The 19608-nt window shown below is 42.4% G+C and carries 18 protein-coding genes; 4 read left to right on the top strand and 14 right to left on the bottom strand.

Annotated features, from left to right (window positions below):
• Positions 1-1887, top strand: a complete 1887-nt coding sequence (locus BGO42_RS12670; protein WP_273244253.1) for an Nramp family divalent metal transporter — start codon at positions 1-3, stop codon at positions 1885-1887.
• Here BGO42_RS12670 and BGO42_RS12665 read toward each other — a convergent pair.
• From BGO42_RS12665 to BGO42_RS12645, 5 genes are all read right to left on the bottom strand, one after another.
• Positions 1884-2009: a FeoB-associated Cys-rich membrane protein gene (locus BGO42_RS12665; protein WP_177730636.1), complete on the bottom strand. Its 126-nt coding sequence runs from the start codon at positions 2007-2009 to the stop codon at positions 1884-1886. The two genes, BGO42_RS12670 and BGO42_RS12665, sit on opposite strands and share 4 nt — an antisense overlap.
• 1 nt (position 2010) lies before the next feature.
• Positions 2011-4113, bottom strand: coding sequence for a ferrous iron transport protein B (gene feoB / locus BGO42_RS12660; protein WP_177730634.1), 2103 nt, complete (start codon positions 4111-4113; stop codon positions 2011-2013).
• 11 nt (positions 4114-4124) lie between these two features.
• Complete coding sequence (locus BGO42_RS12655; protein WP_273244256.1) at positions 4125-4352, bottom strand: FeoA family protein; 228 nt, start codon at positions 4350-4352, stop codon at positions 4125-4127.
• 167 nt (positions 4353-4519) lie between these two features.
• Complete coding sequence (locus tag BGO42_RS12650; RefSeq protein WP_273244258.1) at positions 4520-5035, bottom strand: MepB family protein; 516 nt, start codon at positions 5033-5035, stop codon at positions 4520-4522.
• Positions 5036-5058: 23 nt separating this feature from the next.
• A complete protein-coding gene (locus BGO42_RS12645; protein WP_273244260.1) occupies positions 5059-5730 on the bottom strand; it encodes an SCO family protein in 672 nt (223 codons plus the stop codon).
• Between the two features lie 152 nt (positions 5731-5882).
• Here BGO42_RS12645 and BGO42_RS12640 point away from each other — a divergent pair, with 152 nt between their 5' ends.
• Entirely contained in the window at positions 5883-7958 is a 2076-nt protein-coding gene (locus BGO42_RS12640) for a M13 family metallopeptidase (protein ID WP_273244262.1), read from the top strand.
• Positions 7959-8033: 75 nt separating this feature from the next.
• On the opposite strand, the gene BGO42_RS12635 is transcribed toward BGO42_RS12640, so the two are convergent.
• The 9 genes from BGO42_RS12635 to BGO42_RS12595 all read right to left on the bottom strand — a co-directional run bounded on the left by BGO42_RS12635 (position 8034) and on the right by BGO42_RS12595 (position 17160).
• Positions 8034-10763: a M12 family metallo-peptidase gene (locus BGO42_RS12635; RefSeq protein WP_273244263.1), complete on the bottom strand. Its 2730-nt coding sequence runs from the start codon at positions 10761-10763 to the stop codon at positions 8034-8036.
• A 469-nt stretch (positions 10764-11232) separates the two neighbouring features.
• Positions 11233-11643 carry a DUF6157 family protein gene (locus BGO42_RS12630; protein ID WP_273244265.1) on the bottom strand — a complete coding sequence of 137 codons (411 nt, stop codon included), beginning with the start codon at positions 11641-11643 and terminating at the stop codon, positions 11233-11235.
• A gap of 47 nt (positions 11644-11690) precedes the next feature.
• Positions 11691-12083, bottom strand: a complete 393-nt coding sequence (locus BGO42_RS12625; RefSeq protein WP_273244267.1) for a VOC family protein — start codon at positions 12081-12083, stop codon at positions 11691-11693.
• Between the two features lie 18 nt (positions 12084-12101).
• A complete protein-coding gene (locus BGO42_RS12620; protein WP_273244269.1) occupies positions 12102-13184 on the bottom strand; it encodes a winged helix DNA-binding domain-containing protein in 1083 nt (360 codons plus the stop codon).
• A 9-nt stretch (positions 13185-13193) separates the two neighbouring features.
• Entirely contained in the window at positions 13194-13793 is a 600-nt protein-coding gene (locus tag BGO42_RS12615; RefSeq protein WP_273244271.1) for a hypothetical protein, read from the bottom strand.
• A gap of 80 nt (positions 13794-13873) precedes the next feature.
• Positions 13874-14680 carry an SDR family oxidoreductase gene (locus BGO42_RS12610; protein WP_273244273.1) on the bottom strand — a complete coding sequence of 269 codons (807 nt, stop codon included), beginning with the start codon at positions 14678-14680 and terminating at the stop codon, positions 13874-13876.
• Between the two features lie 6 nt (positions 14681-14686).
• Positions 14687-15034, bottom strand: coding sequence for a hypothetical protein (locus BGO42_RS12605; RefSeq protein WP_273244275.1), 348 nt, complete (start codon positions 15032-15034; stop codon positions 14687-14689).
• A 48-nt stretch (positions 15035-15082) separates the two neighbouring features.
• Entirely contained in the window at positions 15083-15622 is a 540-nt protein-coding gene (locus BGO42_RS12600; RefSeq protein ID WP_273244277.1) for a YfiT family bacillithiol transferase, read from the bottom strand.
• A 5-nt stretch (positions 15623-15627) separates the two neighbouring features.
• Positions 15628-17160, bottom strand: coding sequence for a bifunctional GNAT family N-acetyltransferase/carbon-nitrogen hydrolase family protein (locus BGO42_RS12595; protein WP_177730610.1), 1533 nt, complete (start codon positions 17158-17160; stop codon positions 15628-15630).
• Between the two features lie 251 nt (positions 17161-17411).
• Here BGO42_RS12595 and BGO42_RS12590 point away from each other — a divergent pair, with 251 nt between their 5' ends.
• Together BGO42_RS12590 and BGO42_RS12585 are read left to right on the top strand one after the other, a co-directional pair.
• A complete protein-coding gene (locus tag BGO42_RS12590) occupies positions 17412-19178 on the top strand; it encodes a T9SS type A sorting domain-containing protein (protein WP_273244279.1) in 1767 nt (588 codons plus the stop codon).
• Positions 19179-19264: 86 nt separating this feature from the next.
• The gene (locus BGO42_RS12585; protein WP_273244281.1) at positions 19265-19600 is read left to right on the top strand and encodes a single-stranded DNA-binding protein; all 336 of its coding nucleotides are present in this window, start codon (positions 19265-19267) and stop codon (positions 19598-19600) included.
• Positions 19601-19608: the final 8 nt, after the last annotated feature.

The following is a 19608-nucleotide window of genomic DNA, read 5'->3' as shown; positions in this document are numbered from 1 at the left end:
ATGGCAAAGAAAACCACCAATTCACTGGAAGAAGTTCATGAATCTGTTGCAATAGTCCAGAACACGACTGTCTGGAAAAAGATCCTTGCTTTTTTTGGTCCGGCTTACATGGTGAGTGTGGGCTATATGGATCCCGGAAACTGGGCGACGGATATTGCGGGAGGAAGTCAGTTTGGCTACCAGCTGATTTGGGTTTTGCTGATGTCCAATATCATGGCGCTGCTGTTGCAGAGCCTCAGTGCCCGTCTGGGCATTGTCCGCCAGCGGGATTTGGCGCAAGCCTCTCGGGACACCTATTCCCGTCCGGTGAATTTTGTGCTGTATTTTTTAGCCGAAATAGCCATTGCTGCCTGCGACCTGGCGGAAGTACTGGGAATGGCGATCGGGTTACAGCTGCTTTTTGACATTCCGCTGCTTTGGGGTGTGAGCATCACCATGCTGGATACTTTTTTATTGCTGTTCCTGCTCAATAAAGGCATCCGGAAAATGGAAGCGTTTATCATTGCCCTTATCGCCATAATCGGGATGTCGTTTTTAATAGAAATGTTTTTAGCCAAACCGGATGTGACCGAAATTGCCAAAGGACTGATCCCTTCCATTCCGGATAGCACCGCTTTATATATCGCAATCGGGATTATCGGGGCAACGGTAATGCCGCATAATTTATACCTGCATTCTTCTTTGGTACAGACCCGGAAGTTCGACCGTTCGCCAAAAGGGATCAAACAGGCAATACGCTACAATTTCTTTGACTCTTTAATTGCATTGAACCTGGCCTTTTTTGTAAATGCCGCGATATTGATTTTAGCGGCGGCAGCCTTTTATAAAAACGGCATGTTTGAAGTGGCGGAAATCCAGGACGCACACCGTTTGCTGGAGCCGTTGCTGGGAACACACTGGGCTTCGGTGCTATTTGCCTTAGCGCTCATTGCCGCCGGGCAAAGTTCCACAATTACCGGTACACTCGCCGGGCAGATCGTGATGGAAGGCTATCTGAATTTGAGGATACAGCCGTGGGTGCGCCGTATTATTACACGGTTAATCGCTATTATTCCGGCATTTGTGGCAATTGTTTATTTTGGAGAAGAAGCTACCGGAAAACTGCTGCTGCTGAGCCAGGTAGTCCTGAGTCTGCAATTGGGATTTGCGATTATTCCGCTGATACATTTTGTGAGTGATAATAAAAAAATGCAGGGTTTTGCAATCGGGAAATGGACAAAGATCTCTTCCTGGTTGGTGGCTTTGATTATTGTTGCCCTGAATGCAAAACTGGTTTTTGATGAAATTGTAACCTGGCTGCAGGAATCGGAACATCCGGTGTATATCTGGGCTTTTGTTGTTCCTTTTGCCGTAGGTGCGGCAGTTCTTTTAGTGTATATTATCATCAAACCGATAGTCGATAAAAAATGGTCGAATCCGAAATTAGTACCGCATATTAACGAGATTGTCGTAAGTGAGGCAGATGCGCCCATGATCTATGCCAATATTGCCATTGCGCTGGATTTTTCCAAAACAGACCAAAAGAGTATTTCGAGGGCGTTACAACTGGGCGGTAAAGAAGCGCATTATACCATTATTCACGTGGTAGAAACGGTTGGAGCTATGATATACGGAGAAGAAATCCACGATTTCGAAACGTCAAGCGACCATTTGTATCTGGAAGCCTATAAGAAAACACTGGAAGCCAAAGGCTACAAAGTGGCAATCAAACTGGATTTTGGCAGTCCGAAAAAGAGTATTGCCAAAGTGGTCAATGAAAATAATTTTGACATACTGATTCTTGGAGCACACGGACACAACTGGTTTAAGGACCTGCTATTCGGAACCACAGTAGATGCCGTTCGTCACAGTATCACGATTCCTTTACTGATCGTTAAAGATCATTAACTGCAGCCGCAATCGGGTCCGCCGCAGTTCTTCTTTTTCTTTTTCCAAAGGTATTTCCGGATCAGGAAAAGTACGGCTGCTGCGAGGATAACATAAACGGCTATTTGCTGATAGTCTACCATATTAACTAAGTATTTGATAAGCAACCAGGGAAACAACATAGGCAAATCCGCTCATGAATACAAGCTGGATCGCCGGCCATTTCCAGGAGTTGGTTTCTTTTTTAGTAATGGCCAGCGTGGAAATACACTGCATGGCAAAAGCATAGAACAGCAGTAAAGAAACACCTGTGGCCAGGTTGAAGATTTTTACCCCGGTTACCGGATTTATTTCGGCATTCATACGGTTTTTAATGGTGGTTTCCTCTTCAGAGTGACTTCCCACACTATATATCGTAGCCAGTGTTCCTACAAACACTTCACGGGCAGCAAAAGAGCTGACTACGGCAATCCCGATTTTCCAGTCGTAACCTAACGGACGGATAACCGGTTCAATGCTTTTTCCGATGATTCCGATATAGGAGTTTTCCAGTTTGAATGAAGCAACCAGATCTTCTTTTTCACCGCTGATGGTTTTCTGAGCTAATTCCTGTTCGATGATCTGTTCGGCATTTTTAAAGTTTTTATCCGGTCCGTGAGAACCTAAAAACCATAAAATAACGGACAATGCCAAAATGATTTTACCGGCTCCAAAAACGAAAGCTTTTGTTTTTTCGATAACATTCAACGCGACATTTTTAAATAAAGGAACTTTATAACCCGGCATTTCCACTACAAAGTAGGATTTGCTTTTTACTTTTAAAATCTTGTTCAGGATATAAGCCGATAAGATAGCCATTCCGAAACCTAAAAGGTAAAGCGTCATCAGGGTCAATCCCTGCAGGTTGAATATTCCGAAAATATATTTGTGCGGAATAATCAGCGAGATTAAAATGGCATATACCGGTAAACGTGCGGAACAGGTGGTAAAAGGCGTAACCAATATCGTGATCAGTCGTTCTTTCCAGTTTTCAATATTCCGTGCCGCCATAATTGCCGGAATAGCACAGGCCGTTCCCGAAATTAAAGGCACCACGCTTTTTCCGCTCAAACCGAAACGGCGCATGATCTTGTCCATTAAGAATACCACACGGCTCATATAGCCGCTTTCTTCCAATAGGGAAATAAAAAGGAACAGGAAGGCGATCTGCGGAATGAAAATGATGATTCCGCCCAATCCCGGAATGATTCCCTGCGAAATCAGGTCGGTAAGTACGCCCGGCTGCATGTTTTCGGCTGCATAGGCACTTAAGGACGCAAAACTTTCGTCTATAAAATCCATCGGGATGCTGGACCAGCTGAAAATGGACTGGAATATCAGCATCAGGATTCCGAAGAAAATGATATAACCGAAAATCTTATGGGTTAATATTCTGTCCAGCTTACTGCGGATATCTCTGGCATTAGCCGTATCTACTTTGTAAGTCAGTTTAAGCGTATCGTTGATAAACTGGTATCGTTTGATGGTTTCTTTTTGCTGTAGTCGTTTTAATTCGGTATCCGATTTTACAAAAGATTTAATCGAAACTTCATTACGGTGCAGGCCGCCAAAATTAACGTCCTGAGTTATAACCAGCCATAGTTTGTACAAAAGCTGGTTCGGGAAAGCATTGCGCAGGCTGTTAAAATATTCCGGATCAATACTGGTGGCATTCAAACAAGGTTCGGTAGACAACTCTTTATAATTGATCAGTAAATTTTTCAGTGTTTCAATTCCTGTTTTTTTTCGGGAACTGACCAATGCAATTTTTGTTTTAAGTTCTTTTTCAAGAAGCGGGATATCAAGCGTAATTCCTTTGTATTCCATTCGGTCGGACATGTTGATCACGAGAATGGTCGGAATTTCCAGATCTTTGATCTGAGTGAACAGTAATAAATTACGTTTTAAGTTTTCCACTTCGCTAACCACTACGGCAACATCCGGAAAGTCTTTGTCGTTTTTGTTCATCAACAATTCGATAACGACATTTTCATCAAGTGAACTGGCATTTAAACTGTAAGTTCCGGGAAGGTCAAGGATATTCGCTTTAACGGTTGGGGACAGTTTGCTGATTCCTTGTTTTTTTTCTACCGTGATGCCGGGATAGTTCCCTACTTGTTGGTTTAAACCGGTAAGTTGATTAAAGACGGATGTTTTTCCGGTATTCGGGTTACCTATTAAGGCTACTTTTAACGTATTTGTACTCATGAATTTTTTCCTTATATAATCTCAACCTCAATTTGGCTGGCGGTTTCGATACGAATGGCCACGTGACTATCGTTTACATTAATGTATAACGGATCACCCAGCGGAGCAACTTGCAACAGCTCTACAGTATTGCCGGGTAGACAGCCCATTTCTAAAAGTTTTAGTGGAATTACATCAACATTAAAATCCTTGATCACGGCTTTTTGTCCTTTTTTTATTTGTGCTAGCGTGGTTTTCACCTTATTTAGATTGAATTAAAATAGATATGCAAAAATAAGCATTTAAAACTGATAAGCCATGATAAAACACACTTTCACATTTTTTTATGAAATGATTAGGATATCGATTTCAGTTGAAAAATTCTTACAAATGTTAAATACGGAGATATGTTGAGGCGTGTAATGATTTACGGCAGGAGCAGCGTTAACGCCCGGTTCCGGCTGCTGGTGCAATTGGCGGAGCCTTCTAAAAAGTAGGGCAATTGCCAGGCCTGCGTTTGCTGTGCCTGTTTGCTGCCGGGTATATCCCAGGGCGGATAAACCCTGAAACCACGTTTGCCTTCTTTTTGAGCAGTGGAAATAATACCGCGGGCGGCCAAAACAGCTTTCGGGAAAATAAACTGCCCCGATTGTTCGTCTTTTCGTGTACTGATAATCACGAGATCAATCGTGTCCGTAACCGAAAAGGGTTCGATAGGACCTGCTTCGCTTCTTTTCCAGAGGGTTACAAACTGCCCGGTTTTTGCAGGGGTAATTTTTGCCTGCCGGTAGCAGACAAATTGTCCGTTCAGGCGGAAGGTAAGGGCGTCATATTCCGCACTTTCGGCGGCAGCCCGGAAATCGGAACATTCCAGACCGCATGGGTCATAAACAGATTCTTTGGCTGTTAAAAGGTCCTGAGGTATGGCGAAAATGGATTTCAAAATTATTCCGGTTGTATAAACGACTATTTTTCGTTTTGGGACAACCAGTTAATATCTTCCAGTAAACGTTTTACATCTTCCATTTTGGTACCGTCATAAAAACCGCGGACACGGCGTTTGGCATCTACTAAAACAAAGTTTTCGGTATGCACCATGTCGTATAATTCTTCCGGTTTCCCGGTTTTTACCGCTAAATAAGATTTTCGGGCAATATAATAGATGTCTTTTTTATCGCCGGTAACCAGATTCCATTTGCTGTCAATCACTCCTTTGTCCAGCGCATATTTTTTCAAGACCGGTACGCTGTCAATATCCGGAGTTACCGAATGCGAAAGCAGCATCACTTTCGGGTTGTTCTTAATTTGATCCTGTAACCATACCATATTGGTTGTCATGATCGGGCAAATTGTCGGACAGGTGGTAAAGAAAAAGTCGGCTACATAAATTTTTCCCTCATAATCTTTTTGGGTAATGGTTTTTCCGTTCTGATTGGTAAAGGCAAAATCGGCAATAGTATGTTTATTGGCAATATGCTGAATCGTGGTATCCACCAATTCCGGGTTAACCATGGACGGGGTATAGATAGCAAGCTTTTTTTTAGGGGTAAGGGCGTTATAGAAAAGGGTTATGATAATGGCAGAAAGCACAAAAAGGACAATAAAAAACAGTCGGTATTTCTTGAAAAAAGATAGCATGATTTATTTTTTTGCAAAAGTAAAAAGAAGTTCGCTATTAGCGGGTTAAATATTCTCTAAATCGGGACGGATTCAATTTTAACAAATAAAAAAATCAATTCGGTTACTAATTGTTATTTTTGTTATCCGAACACCAATCAAAAAATAAGAATATGGAATTAAAAGTGAATAAGGGAGTTCTACTTTGTGCTACGGCTTCGTTAGTGTTGTTCTCCTGTAAAACAAATCAGACCGCCACGGCAGAAAAGACGGCTACACATCCGGGGATTAACCTTGGATTTATGGATAAGTCGGTTAAACCGGGGGATGATTTTTTCCGTTATGTAAACGGAACCTGGTATGACAAAACGGAAATCCCGAGTGATAAAACCCGTTGGGGAAGTTTTGACGAATTACGCCAGAATACCGATAAAGACGCTTTAGCCATTTTAAAAGAGGCTGCTGCAAATAAAAATCTGGATCCGAAATCGGATCAGGCAAAAGCTGTAAATGTGTACAGAACATTTATGGATACGATTTCCAGAAACAAACTGGGAATTACCCCAATCAAAGAACAGCTGGCAAAGATCAATGCGGTTAAGAATGCACAGGATGTAAATGCCCTGTTATTAGAAATGGAACCGCAGGGAGGTTTAGGTTTTTATGGTATGGGAATTGGTGCCGATGCTAAAAACAGTAACCGTAATGTGGTATATGTCGGATTGGGAAGCTTAGGATTGCCGGATCGTGACTATTATATTTCGGATGATGCCGATTCTAAAGAGAAAAGAGAGAAATATGTGGCACATGTGGCCCGTATGCTGCAATTTTTAGGAGAAGGACCAAGTCAGGCAAAAGAAGATGCGGTTAGAGTACTGGCATTGGAAACGGCTATGGCAAAACCAAGACTGGACAGAGTGGAGCGCCGCGACCGTAGAAAAACCTACAACCCGATGCGTGTTGCCGACCTGCAAAAACTGACACCAACAGTAAACTGGAAAAACTATTTTGACGGTTTAGGTGTTAAAAATCTGGATTCTTTAGTGGTATCACAACCGCGCTATATGACCGCTCTGGAAGATATTTTTAAAGCAAACGATGTGGATAGCTGGAAAGCCTATTTGCGTTGGACGCTGATTAACAAATCTACCGGTGTGTTAACAACCGATATTGAAAATGCCAACTGGGATTTTTACAGCAAAACCTTACAGGGAGCTATCAAGCAGCGTCCGAGAGAAGAGCGCGCATTACAGGTTGTAAATGGAACGGTGGGAGAAGCTTTAGGGAAATTATATGTAGAGAAAAAATTCCCGGCTGAAGCAAAAGCAAAAGCGAAAGCAATGATTGAAAATGTATTCCTTGCTTTTGAAAACCGTATCAATAAATTGCCTTGGATGACGCCAGCAACCAGACAGGGAGCTATCGAAAAATTAAGAAAATCGACGGTTAAGATCGGTTATCCGGACAAATGGAAAGACTATTCCAAATTAGAGATCAAGAGTATCGCCGATGGCGGATCGTACTATGACAACATGAAAAATGTTGCCAAATGGGGCTTTGATGAAAACATCGAAGACCTGAAAAAACCGGTAGATAAAACCCGTTGGGGAATGTCGCCGCAAACAGTAAATGCATATTTCAACCCGTCGTATAACGAAATCGTTTTCCCGGCGGCTATTTTACAACCGCCTTTCTATGATTATAAAGCAGACGAAGCGGTAAACTACGGTGGTATCGGAGCGGTTATCGGACATGAAATTTCACATGGTTTTGATGATTCCGGTGCCCGTTATAATGCAGACGGAAATTTAGTAAACTGGTGGACAGATGAAGATTTAAAACAATTTACAGGTTTAGGTGGTGCTTTAGCGGCACAATATAGTGCGCTGGAACCGTTACCGGGAACGTTTGTAGACGGTAAATTTACATTAGGGGAAAACATTGGTGACCTTGGTGGTGTGAATGCTGCTTATGACGGTTTACAGTTGTATTTAAAGAAAAACGGTAATCCGGGCTTGATCGACGGTTATACACCGGAACAACGTTTCTTTATTTCCTGGGCGACTATCTGGCGTTCTAAAATGAGAGATGAAGCGATTAAAAATCAGGTAAAAACCGATCCGCATTCACCGGGAATGTACCGTGCTTATGTGCCGTTGCAAAATGTTGAAGCTTTCTATCAGGCATTCGATATCCAACCGGGTGATAAACTATATGTTAAACCGGAAGACAGAGTTAAAATCTGGTAATCAATATAAAAGCCTCCCAAACGGGAGGCTTTTTTTATGAAAGGCAGACAACTTTTTTGATGCTGGTTGCCGTTTTTATTTGCCTTTGTTTACAATGATCTTGGTTGTAAACACCGGCTGATTTTCGGAATGAATCTGTACAATATACAGCCCGCCCGCTAAATGCTGTAAGGATAAGGTGTTGTTTGACCCGGTTAAAGGTTGCTGCAGGACGGTTTTTCCCATAATATCAATAAGGCTGATGTTTGCCTGCTTGATCTCGATATTGTTAAAATCAATATTCAGGACATCATGGGTTGGATTCGGATAGATCAGCATATTGTCGTTAACTGCAATTACCGTTGATTTTTCGATTTCCATTTCCGGACCGGCCTGTTTCATGTTCTGGTTAGGCAATTCCCCGCGGTACATTGAAGCCAGTGATGCTTCATACCATTCTTTATACCAGAACCACCATCCGAAACTTCTTTTAATATACTGGATGTTAAAGATCTGGTCAGGTGCTGTTGGTGCTGCCTTTACTAAAAACTGTCGGGAACGCTGGTTCAGATACCAGTCGTTATAATAGGAACTTCCGCCATTACTCCAGTTAAAGGACATACCGGGACCGCCATTGCTATAGTCATAACTGCCAATCCAGGTATTGCTGATGGCCAGGTATTCGCTGTAGCCGTCGTTGTCCAGATTTCCGGTCATCATTTTGTAGCTGCTGTGCGCCGGCGTCACGTTAGTTGTTGTAAAGCTGGTACCCAATCCCTGTCCGCCGGTTAACGTCCAGGTGCTTCCGGTAAAGCGCATAATAGCAGAGAAATTACTGGAAGAATTGCTCACGAAAGCATAAAGTTCATCACGGGTAGTGGTGCGCATTTTTCCTTTCAGGTAGCGTTGTATCTGCGAGATCTGCAATCCGCCAATCCATCCGGAACCGTTATTGCTCCAGATCGTCTGCGGGGAATACCAACCGCCGCCGCTGGAATTGAATTTTACCAGATGTGCCCAGCCATTCGGGTTAACACACAATAGTTCGTCCTTACCGTCGCCGTCAAAATCGCCAATGGTAAAAGTGTCCTGTGGTCCCATATACCAGTAGGCTATAGGAGTATTACCGCCGTTGTTGCTCCATCGCTCTTTCCACGACCAGCTGCCGGGCAGGTATTCTTTAATCTGAGCCCAGCTGCCATTATCGGTACGGGATAAAATCTCATCTTTGCCATCGCCGTCAAAATCACCGGCATAGTACCGGTCGCCGTAATTACGGTACCAGCAACCGAAGCTTCTGTTTCCGCCATTGCCCCAAAGGTGGTACCAATCGGTTCCCTGGTCGCAGGAGAAATCCATAATACCAACCCAGTTTCGATCCGGATTTGCAAAGAAAATTTCCTCATCGTTGTTTTCACCGTCAAAATTTCCGGCTAACATATAATCGCCTTCCTGCATGTACCAGGTAGCCACCCATTTCAGGTTGCGGTTGTTTGTCCATGATTTTACAATTTCACTGGAATTATTCACATTCGCATAATCATTCAGGCAATAGGCATGGCTGTTTATAGAGTTTAGAATAATACTTCGCGTATGCGGACTGAAATATAAAGGGGAATACGAGGATGTGTACATACACATGATCGGTACGTCGCTGCCGCTGCAGGAAGAAGAGCCGTAATGCTCGTCGTCATGAAGGGAACCGAAAATATGTCCCATTTCATGAGTGATGATACGAATTCTGGTCGGGTCTTTTCCAATGACACCGTAAGCGGAATATGTGGAACATAAAGAATTGGTAAAAGCAATACCTACCGTACCGCCATCTGGCCGTCTTCCGGTAAACAGTAAGGCTAAATCGCGATCCTTGTTTGTATGGTTGGCATTCCAGTTGTCCCGGAATTTATAGAGTATGTCTGTGGCATTGTTGGTGTTGTATAATGAACCGTTCGTAGGTAGAAGGTTGACATGTTTTACGATGAACGAGATGTTGAAGTAGTGCGTATACACACATTCGGCCAAAAAGAGACTGTTCAGGATGTTGGATGCCGAGTTGCTTCCGTTCTGGTCGCACCAGGGTTTATCGCCTTCTGCGGCTATTGTGACAAAGCGCGGCGTACAATCTTTAAAATAACCCTTTTGTACCACAGGAGGTTCCTGGATTAATTCCTGGATTTGCTGGCATCTTGAGTTTTGGGTGCTGATGATGTTTCCGAGATTAAAAACCAATAATGGGTTTTCGTCGGTAACAAAATCATCGCCGTTTAATTTGATAAAATCCTGCAGGGACGTGTAATACAATACCTGATTGCTTTCGGTATCCCATTTCAATCCTACCAGATTGTCTTTAAAGATGGCCAGACGAACCAGTGTTCCGGGATTATTATCGGCGGTTCCTTTTAAAGTAGGGACATTATAGTTAAGATCGGTTTCGGCGGTACGCTGAAAAGTGATCTGATTTTCTCCTCCTTCATGGGTAATCCCTTCGGTATAATCCAACGCTCTCATGTCGTGGCGCTGAAGGGTAAATTTGGTGTTACCGGAATTGTCCTTTAGGATAAACTCTATCGCATAAGGATTTTTAAGAAGGTAATCGTTTAGTGCAGCATAGTTAAAATGATAGGCAGCATAGCCTTCAACTCTGGAGCTGAGGTAGTCCTGTACTTCTCCGCCTATCTGTGCCGGATGCAATTCATAAGCGGGCAGCTGAGGCTGTTGGGGTTGGGTGTAGCTGGGCGGATCGTCCGGACCGCTGGTTTCGGGAACCTGTGCCATTGCCGCCAGAGAGGTCAGCAATGCCGAAAATAAGAGTAAGCATTTTTTCATAATTAATTGTTTTTGGTGTTAAAGTTGTACGCAATGAAAATATCATTTGGTGTATGGAGTACCGTTGAAACAAAAAAGGTAATTATGAGGCTTGTATGAGATTAACAGCTTATATGTTAAAAATGGTATTTTTTATCAATAAAATAACAGTTGTAAAATTAAAAATGGTAAATTTTGTACCAAATATAATAAATAATAAACAGGGTGTTATATTTTATCTGAATAATTAATAAAAAAAAATTTTTGTGAAATAAAGAGTGTTTTAAGGGTGGTTATTTGTAGAATACTGCCGTTTTATGCTGATAGGACGAACAAAAACCGGCTTTGACCTTGATCAAAGCCGGTTTTTTTAGAGGTTCAAAATCCTGAAATCAGGAATGAATTATAACCGTAATGCCGGTTATAATATTTTGGAGCACTGCTCAAAAGCAGGAAACTATTTTTAATAAAGCAGATAAAATATAAGGGATTATTTTTTACCGGAACGCATTGCTTTGGTATGGTGCAGGCTATCGTCGGCAGCCAGTTTTTGATAGGCTTCGGTTTCTATTCCGTAAATAGCCATCTTTCCTTCTTCATTGCAATGAACGCCCCAACCGTATCTTTTGGGAAGCGGAGAGCAGCGAAAACAAGCCTGTCCTTTCGAAAAATAATGCTCTTTTTCCTGTTCTGAATCTTCTCTTTGAATATTGTTTTTAGCGGCATAAATGTTGAATAAAACGGTATCGGAAGTAAACCGGTACGGATTTTCAATAAGGGTTTCAAACTGGATAACCGCTATTGATTTGCCCGTTTTTTTTAAAGGCGGGATTTCGGCGGTTTTTGCCGGACAATCTGCTGCAACAGCAATAAAAGTATTGTAATAATTAGTCGATTTCATTGGCAATAAATTTAAGGTTGAACAAAAGCGACAGCTGACGGTGCCGATTAAGATGCCGGTTCTATCAAATCCCAGAGATTACCGTACAAATCGGCAAAAATGGCAACTTTCCCCCAGGGTTCTTCCACGATACCTCTTATGATCGTTACCTTATTGTTGGTGAAATTTTCGAAATCGCGCGCGATATCATCTGTTTTTAAAAAGAAGGCAACTTTTCCTCCGGTCTGGTTGCCAACGCTTCTTTTTTCTTCCGGATTTTCGGCTTTCATCAAAACAAAAGCACTGCCAGCGGATCCTTTCGGAGCCAGCGTTACCCAGCGTCTTCCGTGTTCGCCATGAATGTTTTCCAAAAGGGAAAAGTTTAATTGTCCGGTATAGAAAGCGATGGTTTCTTCATAGTCGTTTACCATTAAGGTAATATGAGCAATATGCTGTTTCATAAAATAGATTCGTGGGGTTTAGGAATGGTAAATTGTTTCCGGTGTTTTGTCCAGAAAAGTACCCAGTTTCCCGATTTCGTGTTCGATAATTTTTTTGAAATCGGCAGAAAAAGGTTCAAACGGATAAATATCGATTGTCACGGCATTCTTTTTTAAAGACCGTTTCCATATTCCGACAGCTTTTCCGTTACTAACGATTACCGGGTGAAAAATTCCGTTTCGGGTAATTGCTTTTTTGTGATGATCCATCGTCAGGGTTGCTGTCCGGTCCTTGTAGCTGATCAGAAATTCATCAAATGCCGGCAGCAGCTGAACGGAATTGCTTTCTTTTTCCGGAAAAACAAGAGCCGGGGAAAACCAGTAGGTTTCCGTACCGATCGTTTCTGAAATAAAATCGGATTGGACCAATTCCAGTGCTTTTTTGGTTTCGGTTAAAGACAGACCGCACCACCAGTGGAAATCCAGAATTGTTGCCGGACCATGACTGGTAAAATATTTCCGGGCCAGTTTTGCCAGAGCTTCTTCCCGGGGCAGGATGTTTTTTTGAGGAACCCATTCCGGAAGAAATGCGTAGGTGGATTTTTTGTTTTTTGTTTTTCCGCTGCCAAGGATACCGCTCAATTCGGCATGCATCAGTATGTAAGACGAACGGCTGTCATTGGTGGCGATGTTATGCTTTTCCAGTTCTGAAACCAGTTCTTCCCGGGTCAGATGATTGTGATCTCTTAAGGCCTTTTCCATAACGGAATAACATTTGGAAAGGACGGTTTGATCAAGTTCCAGTTCTTTCAGGCCGCTGGTCATAGACGACTTTATCCGGTTTGCCGAAAGTTCAAGGATCCAGTAAATATCGGACGCCGCAACGGTATGCCAGGTCGGGCGCATTACATGCGTACGGATAATTTCGCCATTATCCATGGCTGCTTCAACAAGCGATTCGGTAGCATTTGCATGCCGGATTCCCAATGCCCATTTTGACATCGCATAGTCCTGTGCCTGAAGTGCTCCCATATAGGTGGCGATTTCGGAAATACTACCGGCTTTGTTCCGGATTAAAAGCTGATTGGCCAGGCGGATGTTGGCAATGTCCGTTAAGGTCATACACGTATCTTATTTATACAAAATGATAAACCAGTCGGCATGTTGTGGCTGAAAAACACCTAATCCCGGTGTGTAGAGCATAAAGCCGACTTTTGCATTTTCGGCAGTGAACTGATGGACAATTTCCAGGTTGCTGACCGCATTCCAGATGGTTTCATAGTTGAAACTGGTATAACCTTCCGATGCAATAATATCGGCTGTTGGAGTAAAATACTGGGCAGTGGCCAAATCGGCAGCGCTATTTGTTGGTAAAACAGAATACGTTTCCGGTGCGCTATAATCGGGTGTTGCTATTTCTGAAGAAGTTCCCATCCAGGTAACAGGTCCGTTAAAGATAACTTCACCGGTTGGCGTGAATGCTAATTTATAATTGCCAAAATCACTTGGCGGAAGATAGGTTTCCGTTAGCGGAATTGATGGAGTCATCGGAACACCTTCAAAATGGAATAGTTTTCCGCCTTTAAACTGGTTCGTTTCAAAATCCACCCGTAACATCAAAAGTTCACGGGATGCATTGGGTGTTTCCTGTATTGGCGCATAATCGTCAAAATCTTTTGTACAGGATACAATTAAAAAGAGTAAAGGAAGATAAAGCAATAGTTTTTTCATAATACTGGGTAGCGTAAGATTTTTTTGTGTTGGTTCTGATATTCCGGTTTTGTAAAGTATAAAGTTAGAATTAATTATGATTAAAAATCCAAAACTTTAAAAGTATACTGCAAAACGGTGGTGAGTTTATCGGTATTGATTCGTTTTCCAACGGAAGGTTTCTGATGGTTGAATTTCGGAACTGCCAGGGCTAATGCCGCTGCTTTTTGCGTATAATAGGCTTCCCGGCCTGGATGTACCGGTGCCACAGCATTAAAAGTGGCGCCCCATTGACGCTGTTCGATTATTGTTAAAATGATTCCGATGCAGTCCGTTTGATGAATAAAATTAATCGGGCTTTCCGGGTTTTCGATATTTTCCCTGCCGGCTAAAAATTTAACGGGATGCCTGTCGCTGCCAATCAATCCTCCAAAGCGGAGAACCGTTGTCTGGAAATGGCTGTTTTGCTGTAAAAGCCGTTCTGCTTCCAGAAGCTGCCTGCCGCTTTCGGTATCCGGCTGCGGAATGGTGGCTTCGGACACTTCCGAATTATCATCGGCATATACGGAAGTAGAACTGATAAACAGGACCTGCTTTACTGTTGCCGTTTCGATATGAGGAATAAGATTCCGGATTTTTGCGGTGAAATTTTCCGGATTATCCCCTCTCAATTTTGGCGGGATATCAATAATCAGTATTTCAGGACCGTTAAGAAAAGCGGTTATGTCGCCCTTTGTTGCTTCTTCATGCAGACTGACTAAAAAAGGATGAATCCGGTTTTCGGCTAAAAGGGAAAGCTTGTTTTCGGATGTTGTAGAGCCGTTAACAGGGTAATGCTGATTGATTAATGCTTTCGCTAACGGAAGGCCGAGCCATCCGCATCCTAAAATTGCTATTGGTGTTGTCATACTGAATCAGGGGTCTTTTTTTACCAATACAAAGTAATCGTTTTCTAAAGCCATATAACCCTGATTGTATAAAAAATAATAGGTATTTCCTGTTTTAGTGTTTAAAATGCCGGTAAAAAAATCAAAATCAAATCCTTTGCTCAAAAGTTTGGTTCGGGTGGTTTTTGATTTTCCGTCGGTATTTAAAGCCGACAAAATCCGGTAATTCCTGCGCAGCTTGTTGTTAATATTGCGCATCAGGTTGGTAACATCTTTATTCTTTTTGTTATTGTAGGCATTGCGGCATCCGTCACTGCAGAATTTTTTGTCTTCCCGGCCTACAATTCTCTCTTCACATTCAAGGCATTTTTTCATGATAACTGATTTTGGTTGGCGTATACGGTTTTTAGGAGTGCAGGTATTTTATTCGAAATTTCCTTTATAATGCAGGGCTTGTTTGATGTGTGCCAGATGATGTCTGGAATGCCAGTCGTAAATCCCGATCGCTTCTTTGAGCGAATAAAGGCGCTGGTGCTGCGGATGGAAATACAACAAAGCCAGATCTTCCTCGGTTAAGGTATCCAACAGATAAACCCAGCGGTTGTGTACGCCGGTTATGATCTGCAGGGATGCACTGATGTCGTCATCCTGCCCGTCTGCAGTAACAGCCCATTTGTGTTCTTCATAAGGACGGACTTCCGGTACGTTTTCGGTTAGGGTTAATTTAAAGCGGATAAAGCTGTTCATGTGGCTGTCGGCAAGGTGATGGATAACCTGTTTGATGCTCCAGCCATCGGGTCTGTAAATCCAGTTCCGTTCGGTAACGCTGAGGTCTTTTACCAAGGCATTTAGTTCCTGTGGAAGCGATTGGATTGTTGCTTTCCACGATTGGATGTGCTGCCGGTCTATTTCTGTCGGGACAATAAATTTTCCGACAGGATATCTTAATTGTTCTAATTTCATAAACCTTAGTTTGTTTTTAGTCTTTTAATCTGGTATAAATCTTTTCTACGGTCTTTCATGGTTCGGACACTTCCGTGTTCGTGCAGTTCTTTCAGCAAATCGACATCCACATCCACAATCAGCGTCATTTCGGTATTGGGTGTGGCTTCCGCTTTGATCCCGTTAGTCGGAAAAGCAAAGTCGGAAGGGGTAAATACAGCCGCCTGTGCAAACTGAATGTCCATATTGTTTACTTTCGGCAGGTTGCCTACGCAACCGGCAATAGCCACATAGCATTCGTTTTCAATAGCCCGTGCCTGTGCACAGTTCCGTACCCGGGTATAACCGTTTTGGGTATCGGTAAGAAACGGGACAAACAGGATATCCATCCCTTCATCGGCCAGCAGTCGGGACAATTCCGGGAATTCCACATCATAGCAGATCATGATGCCTATTTTACCGCAATCGGTATCAAAGGTCTTGATCTGGGAACCGCCTTTCATTCCCCAGTAAAACACTTCGTTTGGCGTGATGTGTATCTTGGAATACATTTCGGACGTTCCGTCTCTTTTGCAAAGGAAACCAACATTGTACAGGTTTCCGTTTTCTAACAGCGGCATGCTTCCGGTAATGATGTTGATATTGTAGGAAATGGCAAATTCCTGGAATTTTTTACGGATCGGTTCGCTGTAACGGGCGAGTTCCCGAATGGCATCGGCTTCCGAAAGATGGTTGTAGTCGGCCATTAGCGGAGCGATGAAAAGTTCCGGAAACATCGCGAAATCGCTGGCATAACCGGAAACCGCATCAATAAAAAATTCGGCTTGTTCAAATAAAGCTTCCAGGTTGTTTAACGGACGCATCTGCCATTGAATCAATCCCAGCCGGATCACACTTTTACGGGTGTTGATAAGCTGCTGGTTTTTTTCATAATAGATGTTGTTCCATTCCAGTAACACGGCATATTCCTGTGAGCTGACATCGCCTTCCAGGTAATTTTTCATCACCTTGATCACGTGGAAATCATTGCTGAGCTGAAAAGATAAAACCGGGTCGTGCAGTTCTTTTACCCTTACCTTTTCGATATATTGTTTTGGGGTCAATGCTTTGGAGTGTTCGGCATATTTGGGAATACGGCCGGCAAAAATAATGGACTGTAAATTCAGCTGTTCGCAAATCTCTTTACGGGCATCGTATAGTCTTCTGCCCAACCGGAGTCCGCGGTAATCGGGATGGATAAATACATCAATACCATAAAGAACATCGCCAAAGGGATCGTGAGTGGAAAAAGTATAGTTTCCGGTGATTTTTTCATAGGTATGATTGGCACTGGCTTTCCGGTAATCCATAATTAAGGATAAGGCAGAGCCCACAACCTTGCCGTCTGCCAGTATGACCAGCTGACCGTCGGGAAATATCTCCAGCAAACGTTCTATCTGGTGTTCTTCCCAGTAAGCTTCTTCAAGCTCACTATAGGCTTCCATCATGGAATTCCGGAGTTCTTTATAGTCTTCAATCTTTAAATTTCGTAATTCGACTTTATTGATTGCCTTTTGCATGGGGTTTGTTTTTTCAGAAAGTTACAAAAAATACCAACTGCTTACAAACGCTTACAATTATTTATAATCGAAAGTAAACGGTTAAATGTCGGATAAAGATCCGGCTGCAGTGCAATTTTGCAGTATAACTCTTTGCGGTTCTTTTGAAGTTTGGATTCGAAAACTAATTGGTTTGCGTATAATTCTAATTTACCTTGTATTATTTATTGTAATTTTATTATTTTAGGCAAAATAATGATAAAAACACAGATATGAGATTAAAATTACTTTTTGCAATGGTTTGCATTAGTGCTCTTGACATGTACGGTCAGGCACTGAATCAGAGTGAATGGCTTTGGAATATCAAGGTCGAAAACACATCGATAATTGACAGTAAACCGTTGAGTTTTGTTGATAAAGACAACAACTATTTTATGGTGGGCAACTTTAATGGTGCTACCACTTCTATACAGGGAACCACTTTGCAAAACACGAGTTTGCCGGCTGGTACTGCTATTGTAGGCGATGCGTTTATTGCAAAATTTGATGAAAACGGAACATTCCTGAATGTAAAGCATTTCGGGGGATCCCGCAATGAGGTCATTACGTCTGTTGATTATGATGGTGATGCCCATTATTATATTGCCGGTGCTTTTAACGGAACCATGGATTTGGGCAGTGGTACCGTTTTAGAAAATACCGATCTGTATGCAACAAAAACCTTTATTGCAAAATATACATTATCGGGAACATTGGTCTGGTCCAAAGTATTTGATCAGTATGTAGGAAACGGTTATGTAAAGTATAAAAACGATAAATTGTATTTTGCCGCAAATTATGGCTATGATCAGCTGTCTTTTGATGGGGTAACCTTACCGGTAGCTAATTATTCGCCCACAATAGCAGGCATGGATAAAAACCTGGTAGCGAGATTTGATGCGAGTAACGGAGCGCTTCAATGGGTTTCTTCCTCCCGTTATACAGGACCATACACCAGTATTTCGGCCGACAGGATAGGAGCGCAGATCAGAACAATGACTGTTGATAATAACGGGAATGTTTATATTGCCGGAGAGTTCTTTTCCAGATCGGTAACTTTTGGCAGTATCACCTTAAACAGAACAAGCAGTTCAAATTCCAATTTGTTTTTTGTACGATATGACAATACCGGAGCGGTAGCCTGGGCAAAAACTGCTGCTACAAGCGGCGGTGCTGATTCCAAGGTGGAGGATCTTGCTGTAGATGCTGCCAATGATGTTTATTTGGCTGGAAGGGTGTATAATTCTTCCGCAAATTTTGATGGAACAATTTTGCAATTCCCTGGAAATTACGGTGGTTTTCTGGTAAAATATAATACTGCCGGAAGTTTGGTTTGGGCCCGAAGAGCAGGGATATCCTCCGATCAGGCTCCGACTACAGGACTGAGCCTTTCAAGGTTATCAAAATTACATATCGATGCACAGGATAATGTATATGTGGGCGGAAGCTTCTATAAATATTTGAATCTGGCTCCGAACTTTGTTTACAATCTTAGCAATCAGTTTTATCTTTTGCTGGCAAAATACAGTAAACAGGGAGTGGTACAATCCTGTGAAATTTATCCTTGTGAGCCAAATGGCGTGCGCGATCTGAAAGTACTGAATTCGACGGCTGATAATTTTTCTGTTGTTTCCGACCTGTCTATAGATTTTCAGTTAAACAACCTCCCGATAGCTGCCGAGCAGAAAAACCGACTTTATATTGCGAAAAGAGATGTGGTTACAGCAGGTAGCGAGGATTTTGATAAAACCGCTTTTTCGGTATATCCCAACCCGGCGATGGAATCCCTGTTTGTAAAAGGTATTGAAACATTGGACGACCAGCTGCAATTCTCCATATTTGATTTTAACGGCAGAAAAATCAGCAAAACGGAAAAACAAACAGTAATGGAAAAAGGAATAGACGTTTCAAAATTAGCCGGAGGAGTTTATTTCCTGCGTATAGAGGATGCTAAAGGAAATGTAAAACAGCATTCAAAATTCATCAAAAATAACCAATAATAACTGCCCGCTTCTTTATAAGTGGTGCAGCAGTGTTAATGCAAAAAAGAGATCAGATTTAAGTCGAACCATTAATTTTATAAGCCATGAATGCATTAAGAAACAAAGTACAGTTAATCGGTAATGTAGGGAATGATCCCGAAATTAGAAACTTAGGCGAAGGAAAAAAACTGGCAAAGTTAGCCATTGCCACGAATGAGGTTTATTATAACGACAAAGGGGATAAGATCACCGATACCCAGTGGCATACCGTGGTAGCCTGGGGGAAAGCGGCAGAAATTATCGAGAAATTTGTTGAAAAAGGAAAGGAAATTGCCATTGAAGGAAAGCTGGTTCATAAAGTCTGGGAAGACAAAGACGGCAACAAACGCTATACTACGGAAGTCGTTGCCAATGAACTGCTGCTTTTAGGAGGCAGGTAACTTACCAA

It is taken from the genome of Flavobacterium sp. 40-81, assembly GCF_001898245.1.
GTDB lineage: Bacteria > Bacteroidota > Bacteroidia > Flavobacteriales > Flavobacteriaceae > Flavobacterium > Flavobacterium inviolabile.
Note: the sequence above shows the minus strand (reverse complement) of the source record. Positions and strands in the feature narration are given on the sequence as shown.